The organism is Pseudomonas sp. B6001 (assembly GCF_013386015.1).
GTDB lineage: Bacteria > Pseudomonadota > Gammaproteobacteria > Pseudomonadales > Pseudomonadaceae > Aquipseudomonas.
Genome location: NZ_JACAOX010000017.1, coordinates 381,524 through 397,813, shown reverse-complemented (window position 1 = coordinate 397,813; position 16,290 = coordinate 381,524). Strand labels below are relative to the sequence as shown.

At 57.9% G+C, this 16,290-nt stretch carries 11 protein-coding genes; 4 read left to right on the top strand and 7 right to left on the bottom strand.

The window, feature by feature from the left end; translation table 11 throughout:
* Nucleotides 1–238: 238 nt before the first annotated feature.
* The 6 genes from HX821_RS19180 to HX821_RS19155 form a co-directional block, all read right to left on the bottom strand.
* Nucleotides 239–1,867, bottom strand: coding sequence for an ABC transporter substrate-binding protein (locus tag HX821_RS19180; protein WP_003216000.1), 1,629 nt, complete (start codon nt 1,865–1,867; stop codon nt 239–241).
* A gap of 258 nt (nt 1,868–2,125) precedes the next feature.
* Entirely contained in the window at nt 2,126–3,727 is a 1,602-nt protein-coding gene (locus tag HX821_RS19175) for an ABC transporter substrate-binding protein (protein WP_177021843.1), read from the bottom strand.
* A 135-nt stretch (nt 3,728–3,862) separates the two neighbouring features.
* The gene (locus HX821_RS19170) at nt 3,863–6,235 is read right to left on the bottom strand and encodes a hypothetical protein (RefSeq protein WP_218167973.1); all 2,373 of its coding nucleotides are present in this window, start codon (nt 6,233–6,235) and stop codon (nt 3,863–3,865) included.
* Nucleotides 6,232–6,543 (bottom strand): hypothetical protein, encoded by a 312-nt coding sequence (locus tag HX821_RS19165; protein WP_177036227.1) that lies wholly within the window; start codon nt 6,541–6,543, stop codon nt 6,232–6,234. The genes HX821_RS19170 and HX821_RS19165 overlap by 4 nt, the downstream gene beginning before the upstream one ends.
* A 115-nt stretch (nt 6,544–6,658) precedes the next feature.
* Complete coding sequence (locus HX821_RS19160; RefSeq protein ID WP_177036226.1) at nt 6,659–10,060, bottom strand: dermonecrotic toxin domain-containing protein; 3,402 nt, start codon at nt 10,058–10,060, stop codon at nt 6,659–6,661.
* A gap of 252 nt (nt 10,061–10,312) precedes the next feature.
* On the bottom strand, nt 10,313–11,026 hold the full coding sequence (locus tag HX821_RS19155; protein WP_177036225.1) for an SIMPL domain-containing protein: 714 nt from the start codon (nt 11,024–11,026) through the stop codon (nt 10,313–10,315).
* Nucleotides 11,027–11,232: 206 nt separating this feature from the next.
* Here HX821_RS19155 and HX821_RS19150 point away from each other — a divergent pair, with 206 nt between their 5' ends.
* From HX821_RS19150 to HX821_RS19140, 3 genes are all read left to right on the top strand, one after another.
* Nucleotides 11,233–12,495 carry an ATP-binding protein gene (locus HX821_RS19150; RefSeq protein ID WP_003216013.1) on the top strand — a complete coding sequence of 421 codons (1,263 nt, stop codon included), beginning with the start codon at nt 11,233–11,235 and terminating at the stop codon, nt 12,493–12,495.
* Nucleotides 12,488–13,048, top strand: coding sequence for a response regulator transcription factor (locus HX821_RS19145; RefSeq protein WP_003216016.1), 561 nt, complete (start codon nt 12,488–12,490; stop codon nt 13,046–13,048). Before HX821_RS19150 ends, HX821_RS19145 begins: the two co-directional genes overlap by 8 nt.
* Before the next feature lie 100 nt (nt 13,049–13,148).
* Nucleotides 13,149–14,873, top strand: coding sequence for an ABC transporter ATP-binding protein/permease (locus tag HX821_RS19140; protein ID WP_008437256.1), 1,725 nt, complete (start codon nt 13,149–13,151; stop codon nt 14,871–14,873).
* A 198-nt stretch (nt 14,874–15,071) separates the two neighbouring features.
* On the opposite strand, the gene HX821_RS19135 is transcribed toward HX821_RS19140, so the two are convergent.
* The gene (locus tag HX821_RS19135) at nt 15,072–15,509 is read right to left on the bottom strand and encodes a YhcB family protein (RefSeq protein WP_003216019.1); all 438 of its coding nucleotides are present in this window, start codon (nt 15,507–15,509) and stop codon (nt 15,072–15,074) included.
* A 147-nt stretch (nt 15,510–15,656) separates the two neighbouring features.
* Here HX821_RS19135 and HX821_RS19130 point away from each other — a divergent pair, with 147 nt between their 5' ends.
* Nucleotides 15,657–16,286 (top strand): alpha/beta hydrolase, encoded by a 630-nt coding sequence (locus HX821_RS19130; RefSeq protein ID WP_023659190.1) that lies wholly within the window; start codon nt 15,657–15,659, stop codon nt 16,284–16,286.
* Nucleotides 16,287–16,290 lie beyond the last annotated feature (4 nt).

Here is a 16,290-nt window from a genome sequence, read left to right as displayed (position 1 = left end):
ACAACACTGATCCCACAACGGCAGTTGCCCTACAGAGACGATGCGTCTGCCGTACCACGACGTTATGGGGCGGGAGCCGGGCAGTAAATGCAACGAATCTGACAGACCTTGTAGGTAACGGAGCCGCGATTCGCAGTTAGCTGCCGTAGGACGGCAGCGTGTGCGGAGGTGGTCTGTTTCCTACGGTCTTGGCGGATGCAATAACGGCGACGTTATGAAACGTCGCCGCCAGAGATCCTTACTTGCCGCTTACGCTCACGCCGTAGAAGGAGTTCAAGCCAAATGGGCTGATCTTGAAGTCCTGCACGTTGTTGCGCATGGGTTGATACACCGTCGAGTGCGCGATAGGTGTCATCGGGACTGCATCTTTGAGGATATGTTGCGCCTGCTTGTACAGCTCGGTGCGTTTGGCTACGTCGGAAGTCGCCTTGGCTTCTTTCACGATGCCGTCGAATTTCTTGTCGCACCACTTGGAGAAGTTGTTGCCGGCCAGGGAATCGCAGCCGAACAGCACGTTCAGCCAGTTGTCCGGGTCACCATTGTCGCCGCTCCAGCCAATGATCATGGCCTGGTTCTCGCCGCCTTTGGAACGCTTGATGTACTCGCCCCACTCATAGCTGACGATGTTCACTTTCAGGCCGATCTGTTTCCAGTCGTTCTGCAGCATCTCGGCCATCAGCTTGGCGTTCGGGTTGTACGGACGCTGGACCGGCATCGCCCACAGGGTGATCTCGGTGCCTTCCTTGACGCCGGCTTCCTTGAGCAAAGCCTTGGCTTTGGTCACATCAAACGGCGCATCCTTGATGGTGGTGTCATAGGACCACTGGGTTGGCGGCATGGCGTTGACAGCCAGTTGGCCTGCGCCCTGGTACACCGAGTCGATGATCTGCTGCTTGTTCACCGACATGTCCAGGGCCTCACGCACGCGCAGGTCGGACAGCGGGTTAGGCGCGGTCTGGCCCTTGAGGACCGGCATTACGTTGTAGGCGATGTAGCCCAGGTTGAAACCGGCTTGGTGCGGCAGTTTCAGGTCCTTGTCTTCACCCAGCGCCTTGAGGTCGGCCGGACGTGGGAACAGGGTCACCTGGCATTCGTTTTTCTTCAGCTTCTGGATACGCACCGACGGGTCGGTAGTGATGGCGAAGATCAGGTTGTCGATCTTCACGTCTTCAGGTTTCCAGTAATCCTTGTTGCCGGTGTAACGGATGTTGGAGTCTTTCTGGTAGCTCTTGAACACGAACGGACCAGTGCCGATTGGCTTCTGGTTGATGTCCTGTGCCTTGCCTTCCTTCAACAGCTGGGCGGCGTATTCAGCCGACTGGATGGAGGCGAAGCTCATTGCCAGGTTCTGGATGAAGGCGGCGTCCACGGTGCCAAGGGTGAACTTGACGGTGTGGTCATCGACTTTCTCGATGTTCTTGATGTTGGTGTCCATACCCATGTCCGTGAAGTACGGGAACTCGGTCGGGTAGGCTTTACGGAACGGATCGTCTTTATTGATCATCCGGTTGAAGGTGAACAGTACGTCGTCAGCCGTGAATTCACGAGTTGGCTTGAAGTACGGGGTGGTGTGGAACTTGACGCCTTCACGCAGGTGGAAGGTGTACGTCAGGCCATCCGGGGAAACGTCCCAGGTCGTGGCGAGCCCAGGAACAACAGCGGTGCCGCCGCGCTCGAACTGGGTCAGACGGTTGAACATGGTTTCGGCCGAAGCATCGAAGTCTGTTCCGGTGGTGTACTGGCCTGGATCAAAACCGGCCGGGCTCCCTTCGGAGCAGAACACCAGGTTGCTCGCCGCTTGGGCGAAAGGTGCAGCAGCCATTAAACCGGCGCTGACTAATAACGGAATGACTGCGTGTTTAAGCATGTTGGCCTCATGATTTGTTGTCATTTTTGGTAGTGAGGGCGACCTCGTGAGTCGACCTGCGGATACTTATGCAGGGCCCATACCCAATGCAAGATGTTGAGAGCCTACAACGGCTAAACAGTGGTACGAACGTACACGAATGTCGCATATGTGTAAGTTCAGACACATTTACGCACTTTTGAGGGTTTTTTTCGGTGCGAGGGCTGCACCAGGAATGCCCAACCGAGGCGTCTGGCGCACTCGGTTGGGGCGCGGCTGTTACTTATTCAGACTGACGCCGTAGAAGGGAGTGAGTCCAAAAGGACTGATCTTGAAGTCCTGCACTTCCTTTCGCAGGGGCTGGAAAACCGTCGAGTTTGCGATAGGCGTTATAGGTACTTGTTCCTTAAGGATTTTTTGTGCCTGTTGATACCACTTGATGCGCTGCTCGCGGTCGCTGCTGACCTTGGCCTGCTGCACCAGTTTGTCGTAGGCCGGGTTACACCATTTTGCATAATTGCTGCCCTTCACCGCGGCACAACTGTAGAGCACGCCCAGCCAGTTATCCGGGTCGCCGTTGTCGCCGGTCCAGCCGTAGATCATCACGTCGTGCTCGCCGGCTTTGGCGCGTTTGATGTACTCGCCCCACTCATAGCTGACGATATTGGCCTTGATGCCAATCTTTTCCCAATCCTGCTGGATCATCTGCGCCGACATCCGGGCATTGGGATTCGACGCGCGTTGTACGGTCATCGCCCACAGGTTGAGGGTGGTACCTGGTGCAACCCCTGCTTCTTTTAGTAGCGCCCGCGCCTTGGCCGGATCGTAGGGCGCGTCCTTGATTGTCGGGTCATAAGACCACTGGGCCGGAGGCAGGGCGTTCTGCGCCAATTGTCCGGCGCTCTGGTACACCGCCTTGATAATTGCCGGCTTGTCGATGGCCATGTCCAGCGCCTGGCGCACCTTGAGCTGGTCCAGGGGCGGGTGGGTCACGTTGTAGGCGAGAAAGCCCAGGTTGAAGCCGGCTTGCTGAAGAACCCGCAGGTTGGGGTCTTGCTTCATCACTTCGATGTCGGAAGGGCGCGGGTAACCGCTGACCTGGCACTCGCCGGCCTTGAGCTTTTGCAGGCGCACGGCGGCGTCCGGGGTGATCGAGAACACCAGGTTGTCGAGCTTCACATCTTCGGGCTTCCAATACTGTTTATTGGCGCTGTAGCGAATCTGCGAATCCTTCTGGTAACGCTTGAACACAAATGGCCCGGTGCCCACCGGCTTCTGATTGATGTCCGCGGCCTTGCCTTCCTTGAGCAACTGCGCGGCATATTCGGCGGACTGCACCGAGGCGAAGCTCATGGCCAGGTTCTGCACGAAGGAGGCGTCAACGTTGTTCAGGTTGAAGCGCACGGTGTGCTCGTCGAGTTTTTCGACGCTCTTGATCGTGGTGTTCAAGCCCATGTCGGTGAAGTAGGGCGACTCCGATGGATAGGCCTTGCGGAACGGGGTCTCGGGATCCAGCAGGCGCTGGAAGGTGAAGAGCACGTCGTCGGCGTTGAAATCACGGGTCGGGGTGAAATAGTCGGTGGTGTGGAACTTGACGCCATCGCGCAGGTGGAAGGTATACATCAGGCCGTCTTTGGACACGTCCCAATGGGTTGCCAGGCCGGGTTCGACTTCAGTGCCGCCACGCTTGAACTGGGTCAGGCGGTTGAACACGGTTTCGGCGGAGGCATCGAAATCGGTGCCGCTGGTGTACTGGCTGGGGTCGAAGCCGGCGGGGCTGGCTTCGGAGCAGTAGACCAGGGTGCCGGCTGCCTGGGCCATGGGCATGAATGCCAGCAGGCCGGCAGCAAGGAGCAGCGGTTTTAAGGTGATTCTTTCCATGGAGACCCCTGAAGTGGCAGGCAAATAGTGCCCGAACGAAAACGGCAGTCACCGAGGTTACCGCCGTTCTTGTCACTCAGGTAGAGATAAGCATGCGAGGCCCCAGTGTCTCCGGGATTCGGCTATTCCAGGTCGCTACGATTTGGCCGGAAAGTGTTCGGGTTTATAAGTGAACGCCCACCACTTGAACGGATTCCAGTACGGGTTGTTCTTTGACGGCTTGAATTTCTTGATTCGCGCCATTTCTTCGCTGACATACTGTTCAGCCTGAGCTCTTACTGCGGTACGGACGTTGTCGGTGATCGGGATTTTTTGTGCGGATAAGTTCTCCAGGTAGAGGTGTTCTACTTTATCAATGGCTGCTTTTACTTGTTCCGGGGACAGGTTGGCGGTCAAGGTACCGCTATAACCTTTGACAGGGCGGCCAATCAACTTTTGGAATTGAGCGGCAAACGAAGCATCCCCACCGGTTGCGGAGTCACATGACAGCAGGCGCACGTTGTCGAACTCTTCCGGATGGATCCCTTTGCTGTGAAGCGTATCCAGCAATTCTTCCGGACTATTGAGCTTTCCATCATAAGAAACTTTTGCGACCCCGGTAGTCTCATCGACTTTACCGTGTACCAGTATGTTCAATCGCTGGGCCGAACCTTGTTTGTTCACATCCACGAACGTGTAAAGTTTATCGTTGATAGTGTTCAGGCTATCTATTTCTCCACTGAGAATACTGGTTTTTTCAGCAGTAGAAAAAAGGGCTTCGCCGACCGGCAGATTTTTAACCGTTTTCAGGGGCGGCAGTTCGACGCCGTCTACGTTGATAGATGCCGGGGGGGCCTCTGGTCCACTCGACTCAATTTCATTTAAAGACGGGTCCGGATGACTATCGCCGGATACTTTCGAAACGCGTGTCAGCTCAAATTCGCTCTTCTGCGAATTATAGTTCCAGCGGTAGTCTTCAGTAACGGTGGAGTTGAACGTAATCGGAGTTTCACCCAGGCTCGCCTCGACCAAACCGGGTGCAACTTCGTGTGCCAGCATCAGGCTTGAGATGACGGCCGCAGCAGTTCCCCCTGTGCGCTCGCCTGCGGTCTTGCCATAGAGGCTGTCATGCACGCCAAACACGATATTGCCTATATTGCCAACAATGGGCAGATTACCAAAGGTTTTGCCCCAGGTGTCTTTCACCGACTTCCAGGCTTGCTGCGAGGCACCAAACACATCCGTCTGGTCGGCCCACACCGCATTGTTGGCGTTCTGCTCCTGATAGTGGGGGGCGATACCTTTGTTCAGATCGCCAAATTGCAGCCCATAACCTGCTTTTCGCGATTCGGTGTAGTTGAATAGCTCTCGTACCGGCACGGATTTATCTTTGTACCAGTGTTCGTACCCCGGATATCGCGACCGATTATCCTGGATGAGGCTGTCGAGCACCGCCCCGGCCGGTGGCCAGTGGGCATTGTGTCCCCCTTGCATATCACCGGTATTGAAACGGCGCATCAATTCATCACGATTGTCTTTGGCCCAGTTCGCAAATTCTTCATCGCCTTTTATCTCGCGGACAGCGCCGTTCTTCAAGTCGATCATGACTCCCTGATTGGGGCGATTGGCGGGATTGCCATCGTAAGGCGTGTAGGGGATGAAGGCATACCCGCTCATGGGGTAGCCATAAATATTGGGGATAATCACTTGCCCATTCTTGTCCAGCGTGCGATTCACCGCTTCCTGGCCGGCAGGGCTTAACCTTGCGAAATTTTCCGTGTCACTACGAAGGCTCAGCAACGTGCCCCGTGTTACATAGGCGTCTGCTTTTCCCGATCGCTCTGCTATTGTTCCGGAGCCCTCGCGCATCGGCGCGGCTATGTCTTTCTCCCAGCGAGCTTGAAGTTGTCGGCCGAACGCTTCCAAATCATTGATTTTTGTCCGGTCTTTTTTTTCTATTTCCATTTCAGGAAAATTTAAAATCCCACCACGTGCGGGTCTGTCGTGCGCTAGAGCACCCGCTGCAATTTCCCATGCGAAATAAGTGTGTGTCTGGGTATCAGAGAGATTTTGTGCTGTGCCCATACCGACATAGGTATTGAACGTTACCGTGAACTTTTCATGCGGGTCGAACCCGGCTGCCAATAAACCCCCACTGAAGTATCCTGCGGGGTCCATGAACAGGCGCACGTTCTGGAACTTGACGTTTCGTTCGCCTTCAGTGCCACTTTCTATATTTTCGATCTGCGTCTTTACACGATTGGCATAGGCATCGATATGAGCCTCTCGCTCATTGTAGATATACCCATCGCCTGGCGCGTGAACAAAGTCGGGTCCGTAAATGGTTGCCTTGTAGATATCAGACTCGTTCCTGTCGGCAGTGCCAACGTTGTCCGTTTCATAAACATCGGTACTCTTCAATGGCGTTGGCGGTATCCGTTCCAGCGCCTCGGTACGTTGTTCTTGAGTCGTACCGGGTAGCGGTGTTTTTGGGTAATGGACAATGTTAAGTTGAACTGAGCTTGTCATTTCAGATTACCTGGCTGGATGTTGATTGCACGCATCTGCGCCGCCATAAACTGTGGATGAGGAGTACGGTGATCTACGCCATGAGTGGTGCAGCGTCCAGGCGTGTTCCGCTCGTTGAGGGTGAGGATGTAGTTGTCCATTGCACGGGTTATAAGTTGAAAAGATTTATCACCAACGCACTTCAATGTGTCCGGACCAGCACACGCCCGGCGATTAAGCATTTTCTGAAGCTGGTAACCGGTTATTACCGCTGAAACTTCTTGAATTAAGTGCCAGGCAAAAAAAATGCTGCCCGAAGGCAGCGGCATTGCAGTCCTGCTCCTTGAAATGGCAGGTGAACGTTGCGCGAGCGAAAACGGCGGTCACCGGAGTTACCGCCGTTCAGGGGGATCAGGCAGGGCAGGGAGTCAGGTGCGGTGCCTGTTAACCTGCAACCGGTTCCTGTGGGTTTTGAAGATCGGCTAAAACTGAAAATCGAAGGGTGGTCGGGGCATGTTTGTCGATAATGTAGGGATTGTTGTCCTCCCCAATTTCATTGGTCTCTCTTATGGTAAAGGTTCGCTGGGTCGTGATCTCTGCGCCGGGAACGGCGGCGATATCCTTATCCGGGTTCGAGATGGGGTTTTTAGAAATAACGGTGACCTTCGCGGTGGCATTGCCTGGGTCGTAGTCGATAGTGAACTGAGTCGTGCCTCCGCTGAGGAAATACCCCTTTTGTAACCCGGACTCCGGGTTGTTCATGTACAGGGTAGTGGGTGCCATTGAGCCTTGGTGCGCCACTTCGGAAATGCGTGCGCGCATCATCGGGTCGGGAACAATCTCCTCGAATTGCCGCAGCATTTGCGCTTTGAGTCCCTCCTCGGTTGCCGCATCACCACTGAGTACCCTGTTGAGCTCAGGGCTTTGTTTATTGGTAACCGAGTATTCGAGGCGATGTATGTCTTTTACAAAACTATCGGAGTAATCGCCTTCGCCCAGCGGCGTGGGCCTGGCTTTTTCGCTGTTCAGAACGCTGAAGTTATCCTCTTCCAGGGACCAGGTTACCTGGAATCTTTTTTCGGTGACCACACCGTCCACTTGCCGGGTGTTTTGAAAGGAGGTGTCATATTTGACGTTGTTATCAAATATCAAATATTGATCAATCGTTTCGGCTCCGCTGGTTTCCAGGCCTGGTACCTCGAATTTTTTCGCAATGGGTGAAGCAGGAGGCGTCTGGTCGAAGGAGGACGACGAAGACGAAGAAGGAGAAGGAGAAGGAGAAGGAGAAGGAGAAGGAGAAGCTTGGTCGATGGAGGACGACGAAGACGAATTTCGGCTCCATGGCCATCCGCCCTGGCCACCCGCCCGGATCCATTCACCACTGTCGGTAAGGTTCACCGTCATCACCGGCTTGCGGGTGAGGGGGTCAATGATCTGTACGTAGTTGTCACTGAGTTTGAAGTCCGACTTGATCTCGTACACCTTGCTGATGCCTGTGTCGTCGGTATGCCGGATTAGCCACTGGTCGACCCCGTTACCGTCCTTGACCTGATAAATACCCTTGCTGTTGGGGGTGCTATTGGCAATCAGCTGATCACCGTCCGCTACGGCATGGCCACTGATGTTGCCCGCCTGGGAAGGCTGTAGTCGGTCAGGCAAGTCCCGACCCAGGCTATTGGGTGTGCCGCCCTGGCCGGGCAGCCGTGTCACGTTTTCGCCGGGTGCTGCAAACGGATCTTCGACCTTCCCGCCCGCACCCACCGAAAACAAGGTGTTGAGCGCACCATCGAAGGTTTTCCAGGCGCCATCGCTGCGTTCTGCCGGGGTGTCGCCCGATGCGGCTTTTTCCGCGCCTAGCGCCAGTTCCGTGACGCCCAAGGCCCCGATGGTGGCGGCAGCGGCCGCTCCGCCAGGCGCCATGGGGGCGAATATCTTCAGGGCAGTGGAGACGTCATTCAGCCAGGTATCCCGGGTCACTTCGCTGTTGGATTTGATCGAGATGTCCGCATCGCTGGTCATCCGCGCCTTGGCCTGGTCGCGCATCTGACTGAAGACGTCACCCTCGATGTGCACGGGGTTGCGATCAATGGTCTCGCCCTCCATCTTCGACCAATCGCCGTTGGCCAAATGCGCCAATGAGGTGTCGACCCCGGATTTGCCCAGTGGGCCGCCGTCCTGGCGGTCGAGCTTGGAGAAGTGCGAAGCCAGGGCCTCGCGCTTTTTCGGGTCCTTGGCCTGCTCGACCACCCACTCATCCATTTTGTCCAGGGAGGCGAACCTCAGGAATGCTGGCGTGGCACCGGGAATGTAGAGAATCTGCAGGCCGTCGCGCCGATTGTTCTGGTAGTTGTCCTGGCCGTCATCAAGGACGGCGAACCGGATGATGTCGCTGGAACCCCAGCCGTTGATATCGAAAGGGTAGGCGCGCAACTGGTCTTTGGCCGGTGCTTCAGCCTTCAGTTGGTCGACGGTCAGTGGCGCGTTTTCGGCCTGGGGAAGGTTGGACGCTGCCTTCATGACCAGGCGATAGTCATCCCGGGTGAACTGGTGTTCGGGCGGCATCAGTTTCTTTTCGGCGGGGGCCTTTGCCTCATAGGCGCTCAGTTGCTGGCGTGCCTGTTGGACGAATTGTCCCTTGAGAGTGGTGCGATAGGCATCCCCGTGGGTGTTCCAGAAGTTATTTATTTTGCTGGTCATGCGGCCCTGGAAGTCGGTTTTCCAGCTTTCGTGCATCAGCGTCGAAGGGGCAAGGGGGAACTGGTTGTGGGCACCATAGCCGCCCTTGGCACTTTCTCCGGGGCCCGCCGTATATATGCCGGCTTCAGCGTCAATTTGGCCGGGGTTCCAGTCATGCTCGGAAAAGTTATCCAGCAATGCGTCCGGCAGGCGTTTGGAATAGAACGGTTCCTCATTCATGTGCATCGCGCCGGTCGCGGTACCGGGCGAGGCGCTCTGGCCATGGCGGAAGCGGTTCAGATACAGGCTGTCGGGGTCGACGTTGGTTTGCCCGGTCGCTTTTTCGATCAGCTCCTTCGCCCACTGTTTGGCTTCGTTGTGCACACTGGGGAAGTCGTTCGCCACGCCGTTTGCCAGGTTTGAATAGGCCAGTTTCTGCGGTGCAACGCTATTGAATGCTTCGGTATTGGCCTTCTGGGCTTCCAGCGCCTCGGCCGAGCGCAGATGGGCGGGCCGCAGGCGGTCATCGGCAGCTATGGTGCCGAATGATTGGTTGCGTTCCAGTTGCCTTAGCTGCGTTCTGCCTTCCGCGAGGTTGGTAGGGAGCGGTATCCCGTAGAAGTTCGCGACCACTTTCGCACTGACCTCCACCGTATTCTCGCCTGAGCGTATGCGTAATGCCTGGCCGGGGCCGGGGGCGATAACCTGGGCGGACGCCACAAGAGGCCCGCAAACCTGCGCCCAGCCTGAACCGTCGGTCAGCGTAAAGTCTTTCATCACGCCGTTGACCTTGGCGGACATGGCGCCGGTGGAGGGCATGACCGACAGGGTGGACGGGTCTATGTTCTGCTCGCGCATCCAGCCCTGAATAATCGGGTGTTCCAACTGCGAACGATGCAGCTCAAGCCATTGGCCCAGCACCGTCTGGGTAGGGACGTTGACCAGGCCGGGCTGGTGGCCTTCGACCCTGCGCTGTATCGCCCCGCTGTAGGCCTCGACCAGGGCCGGGTCTCCCGGCGCCGGCGCTTCAACTTGCCGCGGTTGCGCGGGGCTAGAAGTGGGGGTGTCGTTAGCGCCGGGTTGTGGATTGGGCTGCGCCGTCATTGAAGCTGCCGGCTGCTGGGAAAGGGTATTTGTGCTCAGCATGGAAGGGGACAAATGAATGGACATGGATGCGGTACTCGATAGTGGTTTGGACACATACCCGCAGAGCAATCCCTGTCAACGTGTGGGGTATACATGAGTGTCGAAAACCGGAGTACCGATTCCGAAGTGAATTCAGAAGTGCGTTTCAGGATTTGTTGTCGTCTGCCTGCAACGCGGCGACGCCCTGAGGTTTCGCCGCGGTGGGCGAAGCGCCTTTGCAGCGGCAAAAAAAACGCTGCCCGTAGGCAGCGTCATTGCAACTGGGGTACCGCTCGATCAAGGCATCTGGACTTCGATCACGCCATCTGCGGTCATGTTGACCTGGCTGGTGCCGGCTTCGACTTCCGGCGTCGGTGCCGAATCCATCGCTGCGGCTTTCATCATCATCCCGCCACGTGCATACGGCTGTGGATAACCGTTGGTGTTGAAGTTCAGGTTGACGATCTTGTAGCCCTTGCCGCCCAGCGCATCGGTGGCCAGTTGGGCACGGGCCTTGAATGCGGTGACCGCTTCTTTAAGCAGGGCATCTTCGCTGGCCTTGCGGGTCGGGTTGGCGATGGCGAAGTCCATGCTGTCCATTTTCAGGTTGGTCAGCATGTCGCCGGTGAGCTTGGACAGGGCGGCGAAGTCGGCACTTTCCATGCGCAGCTCAGCGCGTTCACGCCAGCCGGTGATTTTCTGGTTCTTGTTGTCGTAGATCGGGTAGCTGTTGCGGCTATCCTGGCGCAGGGTCACGCCTTTGACTTCGCGGGCCTGGGCCAGCGCCTTGTTCATGGTGGTGGTGATTTCGGCGGCAAGCTTGGCCGGGTCGGTGTTCTGCGACTCGGTGTACAGGGTGACGATCATCTGGTCGCGCGCCACTTCCTGGCTGACTTCGGCACGCAGGGAAATCTGGTTGTAATGCAGTTCGTCAGCGGCCATGGCCGGCAGGCTGGCGAGGGTAGCGGCGCCGAGGGTGAGGGTGGCTGCACTGCGAATGAAACGAGACATGTAAGCTCCTTGAGATGTTCGTGTTCGGTAAGACTGTAGACGCAAGGTTTCAGTTCTTCGGGTTTACACATTCGCTACAAGTTGGCGGATGCCGACGAACGGTCATGATCCTGACCCCTGCGTCAAAGAGCCACACACGCCGTGCCAGCGCTGTCGCTTCGTTTATACTCCGTGCGATCCGCCTGCAGCGCTCATCGGGAGAGCTCATGCTCGCCGCCGTAAAACTGACTTCCGCCACCCGCCAGAACCTTTGGCGCCTGACGTTCATCCGCACCCTGGTGCTGGCCGCACAGGCCGGTTCGGTGGGGCTCGCCTATTGGTTCAAACTGCTGCCGCTGCCCTGGTTGCAGTTGGCCGTGACCCTCGGCTTCTCCACGGTGCTGTGTGTATTTACCGTCATCCGGCTGCGCACCACGTGGCCTGTGACCGAGCTGGAATACGCCCTGCAACTGGCCTGCGACCTGTTTATCCACAGCGTGTTGCTGTACTTCTCCGGCGGCTCCACCAACCCGTTCGTGTCCTATTACCTGGTGCCACTGACCATCGCGGCGGTGACCTTGCCGTGGCGTTATTCGGTGGTGCTGTCGGGTATTGCCCTGACCCTGTACACCCTGCTGCTGGCACAGTTCTACCCGTTGCAGACCTTCCCCATCGCCCGGGAAAACCTGCAGATCTACGGCATGTGGCTGAGCTTTGCCCTGTCGGCGGCGGTCATCACCTTTTTTGCCGCACGAATGGCGGAAGAGCTGCGCCGCCAGGAAGAGCTGCGCGCCATTCGCCGCGAAGAAGGCCTGCGTGACCAGCAGCTGCTGGCCGTTGCCACCCAGGCCGCCGGCGCGGCCCACGAATTGGGCACGCCGCTGGCGACCATGAGCGTACTGCTCAAGGAAATGACCCAGGACCATCACGACCCGGCCCTGCAAGACGACCTGAGCGTGCTGCAGGAACAGGTCAAGCAGTGCAAGCTGACCTTGCAGCAGCTGGTGCGCGCCGCCGAGGCCAATCGCCGCCTGGCGGTGGAGATGCAAGACGTCACCCAGTGGCTGGACGAAGCCCTGAACCGCTGGCACCTGATGCGTCCCGAAGCCAGTTACCGGTTCCACCTGCTGGGCCAGGGCACGGTGCCGCGCATGGCACCGCCGCCGGACCTGACCCAGGCGCTGCTGAACCTGCTGAACAACGCCGCCGATGCCTGCCCGGAAGGGTTGGAAGTGACCCTGGACTGGGATGCGGAAGACTTCACCATCAGCATTCGCGACCACGGCGCCGGTGTGCCGCTGGCGATTGCCGAGCAGATCGGCAAGCCCTTCTTTACCACCAAGGGCAAAGGCTTCGGCCTGGGCCTGTTTTTGAGCAAGGCCAGCGTGACCCGCGCGGGCGGCTCAGTGAAACTCTATAGTCATGAGGAAGGCGGTACGCTCACCGAGCTGCGCCTGCCCCGTGTCGCACGAGGAGACATCGATGAGTGACGAGATCCAAGTCGAAGGCGAAGAACTGCCGCACCTGCTGCTGGTAGATGACGACGCCACCTTTACCCGCGTGATGGCCCGCGCCATGAGCCGTCGTGGCTTTCGCGTCAGCACCGCAGGTTCCGCCGAGGAAGGCCTGGCCATCGCCACGGCCGACCTGCCGGAATACGCGGCCCTGGACCTGAAAATGGACGGCGACTCCGGCCTGGTGCTGCTGCCCAAGCTGCTGGAGCTGGACCCGGAAATGCGCGTGGTGATCCTCACCGGCTATTCCAGCATTGCCACCGCCGTCGAGGCGATCAAGCGTGGCGCCTGCAACTACCTGTGCAAGCCGGCAGATGCCGACGACGTGCTGGCCGCCTTGCTCTCCGAGCACGCCGACCTCGACACCCTGGTGCCGGAAAACCCGATGTCGGTGGACCGCCTGCAGTGGGAACACATCCAGCGGGTGTTGACCGAGCACGAAGGCAACATCTCCGCCACGGCCCGCGCCCTGGGCATGCATCGTCGAACGTTGCAGCGCAAGTTGCAGAAACGCCCGGTTCGACGTTGAACGGCGACTGAACAATCTGCTTCAGGCCGCACGGAGCCCTGAACCGATCGTCTATGATCGGTTCAAACGCCTGTTATTTTTTTCCTACCGAGCCTGAACAATGAATCAGAACGCTGAGTATTCCGCGGTCAATGACGCGGTGCGTGGGCAATTTTTAAGGAAAGTCTGGGCGCTGATCACCCCCTACTGGCGCAGTGAGGAGAAGTTCAAGGCCTGGCTGTTGTTGCTGGTGGTGCTGGGGCTTTCGCTGTTCAGTGTGGCCGTGTCGGTGTGGTTCAACAGCTGGAACCGCGACTTCTATAACGCCCTGGAAAAGAAGGACTACGACGCCTTCACCCACCTGCTGATGTATTTCAGCGTGATCGCCGTGGTGGCGATCGTCACCGGGGTGTTCACTTCCTATTTGCAGCAAATGCTCACCATCCGCTGGCGGCGCTGGCTGACTGAAACCTACTTCGCCAAGTGGCTGAGCGAGAAGAACTACTACCACCTGGAATATGGCGGCTACACCGATAACCCCGACCAACGTATTTCCGAAGACCTCAACGCCTTTACCAGCAGCACCCTGAGCCTGGGCCTGGGGTTTATCAGTAACCTGGTGAGCCTGGTGTCGTTCTCGGTGATCCTGTGGGGCGTGTCCGGCAGTATCGAGGTTTGGGGCATCACGATTCCCGGCTATATGTTCTGGGCGGCACTGGTATATGCCGTGCTGGGCAGTTGGTTGACCCACTTGATTGGTCGAAAACTGATCGGCTTGAGCAACCGCCAGCAACGCTTCGAGGCCGACTTGCGTTTCAGCCTGGTGCGAGTGCGCGAGAACGCGGAAAGCATCGCGCTGTTCAATGGCGAGCCGAATGAACACCAGCAACTGAGTGCACGTTTCGGGCGGGTGTGGAGCAACTTCTGGAGCATCATGCAGCTCAAGAAGCGCCTGAACTTTTTCACCAGTGGTTACTCGCAGATTGCGATCATCTTCCCGTTTGTGGTGGCAGCGCCGCGTTACTTTTCCGGCCAGATAGAGCTGGGCGTGCTGATGCAAGTGGCCAGCGCGTTTGGCAGCGTGCAGGGCAGCCTGAGCTGGTTTGTCGACGCGTACACCGTGTTGGCCAGTTGGCGTGCGACCTGTGATCGTCTGCTGAGCTTTGGCGAGGCGATGGAAGAAAACGAAGGCCGCAACACGGGCATCGAGTTGCAACGCCAGGGCGGCAATTTGCAGATGAGCAACCTCAGCCTCGATCTGGCGGATGGTCGTCACCTGCTGGATGGCGCCAACCTGACGGTTGCCGAGGGTGAGCGATTGATGCTCAGCGGGCGTTCCGGCAGCGGCAAGTCAACCTTGCTGCGGGCCATGGGCAATCTCTGGCCAAACGGCCACGGCAACATCCGCTTGCCGGCCGAGCGTTACCTGTTCCTGCCGCAAAAGCCGTACCTGCCGATTGGTACCTTGCGGGGTGTGTTGAGTTATCCACAGGAGGAGGGCGCGTACCCGGCGCAACGTTATGCACAGGTCCTGGAAACCTGCCGCCTGGCGCACCTGATTCCACGCTTGGACGAAGCCAATCACTGGCAGCGCATGCTGTCGCCGGGTGAGCAACAGCGCCTGGCGTTTGCGCGGGCGTTGTTGTTTGAACCGCAATGGCTGTACATGGACGAGGCCACCTCGGCGATGGACGAGGAAGATGAGGCGGCGCTGTATCAGGCGTTGATCGATGAATTGCCGGGGTTGAGCATCGTCAGCGTCGGGCACCGCAGCAGCCTCAAGCGTTTCCATGGGCGGCATGTGCGGATACAGGACGGGCAGCTACAAGAACAGCCAGTGTCCTGAAGTTGGACTCGGTCAATGTGGGAGCGGGCTTGCTCGCGAATACGGTGGGTCAGTTAATACATCGGGTGACTGATAGACCGCATTCGCGAGCAAGCCCGCTCCCACATTGGATCAGTGTCGTCTGGTCGACCTGGTTCCAACAAAAAAGCCCGGCTGATCATCGATCAGCCGGGCTTTTTTATGCCGCTTGAAAAGCTATTACTTCTTCAAGCCGTAATGCTCATCCAGCATCCCCGGGGCATTTGGCGTTTTTGGCGCGTAATCCCGTGGCGGTTCCTGGTTTTCCCGCGGAGGGGTCAGGCGTTCCCGTGGAGCGTGCGGTGCATCGGAATGCAGCGCGGCCAGCAGGCGCTGGCGGGTGATGTCGTCCAGGGCCAGGCGGTTGGCACCCTCGGCGAGATGATCCTGTACTTCCTGATAGCTCTGAGTGAGCTTTTTCACCAGGGTCGCGGTGCTGTTGAAGTGGGTAACAACCTCGTTCTGATAACTGTCAAAACGTTCCTGAATGTCATCCAGCTGACGCTGCGTGCGGTTAGGCGCGGCATTCGGCAGCAGGCGGGCAACCAGGAATCCAATGGCGACACCGGCAACCAAGGCGAGAGTCGGCAACAACCAAACTAAGAGCGAGTGTTCCACGAGTCCTTCCTCTATAAACGGCTTTGCTTTACGTTAACGGCTCGGACCTGCGCTGTATACCGCGATTAAGCTCGCAATGATGCCATGCACAGACTTTTAGCTAGACGAGTCGACCCCTTGAGAGGTCACGGAGTTCCTTCCTTGCTGATGCGTGAAACCCCCGTTTTGATCGATGGCCCGGTAGGCCAACTGGAAGCCCTGTATCTGGATCACCCCGAGCCACGTGGCCTGGCGCTGATCTGTCACCCGAACCCGGTGCAGGGCGGCACCATGCTCAACAAAGTCGTATCGACCCTGCAACGCACCGCGCGCGATGCCGGCTTGATCACGTTACGTTTCAATTATCGCGGTGTCGGCACCAGTGCCGGTACGCACGATATGGGCACCGGTGAAGTCGACGACGCCGAAGCGGCAGCCACCTGGCTGCGTGAAAAGCATCCCGACCTGCCGATCACCCTGCTGGGTTTTTCCTTCGGCGGGTTTGTCGCGGCCACCCTCGGCGGCCGCCTGGAAGCCAAGGGCGAAAAACTCGCGCACCTGTTCATGGTGGCCGCGGCCGTGATGCGCCTGCGGGATAACGACGTGTTGCCACAAGGCTGCCCATTGACCGTGATCCAGCCGGAAACCGACGAAGTGGTTGACCCGCAACTCGTCTACGACTGGTCCGCGGCCCTGAATCGCCCCCATGAGCTGCTGAAAGTGGCAGAATGCGGACACTTTTTTCATGGCAAGCTGACCGATCTCAAGGATCTTGTGCTGCCACGTCTTTCGAATTGATGAC

Bases quoted from the DNA above. Each gene is read 5' to 3' on its own strand.
- HX821_RS19180 (WP_003216000.1), bottom strand. From the start codon at position 1,867: ATGCTTAAACACGCAGTCATTCCGTTATTAGTCAGCGCCGGTTTAATG.
- HX821_RS19175 (WP_177021843.1), bottom strand. From the start codon at position 3,727: ATGGAAAGAATCACCTTAAAACCGCTGCTCCTTGCTGCCGGCCTGCTG.
- HX821_RS19170 (WP_218167973.1), bottom strand. From the start codon at position 6,235: ATGACAAGCTCAGTTCAACTTAACATTGTCCATTACCCAAAAACACCG.
- HX821_RS19165 (WP_177036227.1), bottom strand. From the start codon at position 6,543: ATGCCGCTGCCTTCGGGCAGCATTTTTTTTGCCTGGCACTTAATTCAA.
- HX821_RS19160 (WP_177036226.1), bottom strand. From the start codon at position 10,060: ATGTCCATTCATTTGTCCCCTTCCATGCTGAGCACAAATACCCTTTCC.
- HX821_RS19155 (WP_177036225.1), bottom strand. From the start codon at position 11,026: ATGTCTCGTTTCATTCGCAGTGCAGCCACCCTCACCCTCGGCGCCGCT.
- HX821_RS19150 (WP_003216013.1), top strand. From the start codon at position 11,233: ATGCTCGCCGCCGTAAAACTGACTTCCGCCACCCGCCAGAACCTTTGG.
- HX821_RS19145 (WP_003216016.1), top strand. From the start codon at position 12,488: ATGAGTGACGAGATCCAAGTCGAAGGCGAAGAACTGCCGCACCTGCTG.
- HX821_RS19140 (WP_008437256.1), top strand. From the start codon at position 13,149: ATGAATCAGAACGCTGAGTATTCCGCGGTCAATGACGCGGTGCGTGGG.
- HX821_RS19130 (WP_023659190.1), top strand. From the start codon at position 15,657: ATGCGTGAAACCCCCGTTTTGATCGATGGCCCGGTAGGCCAACTGGAA.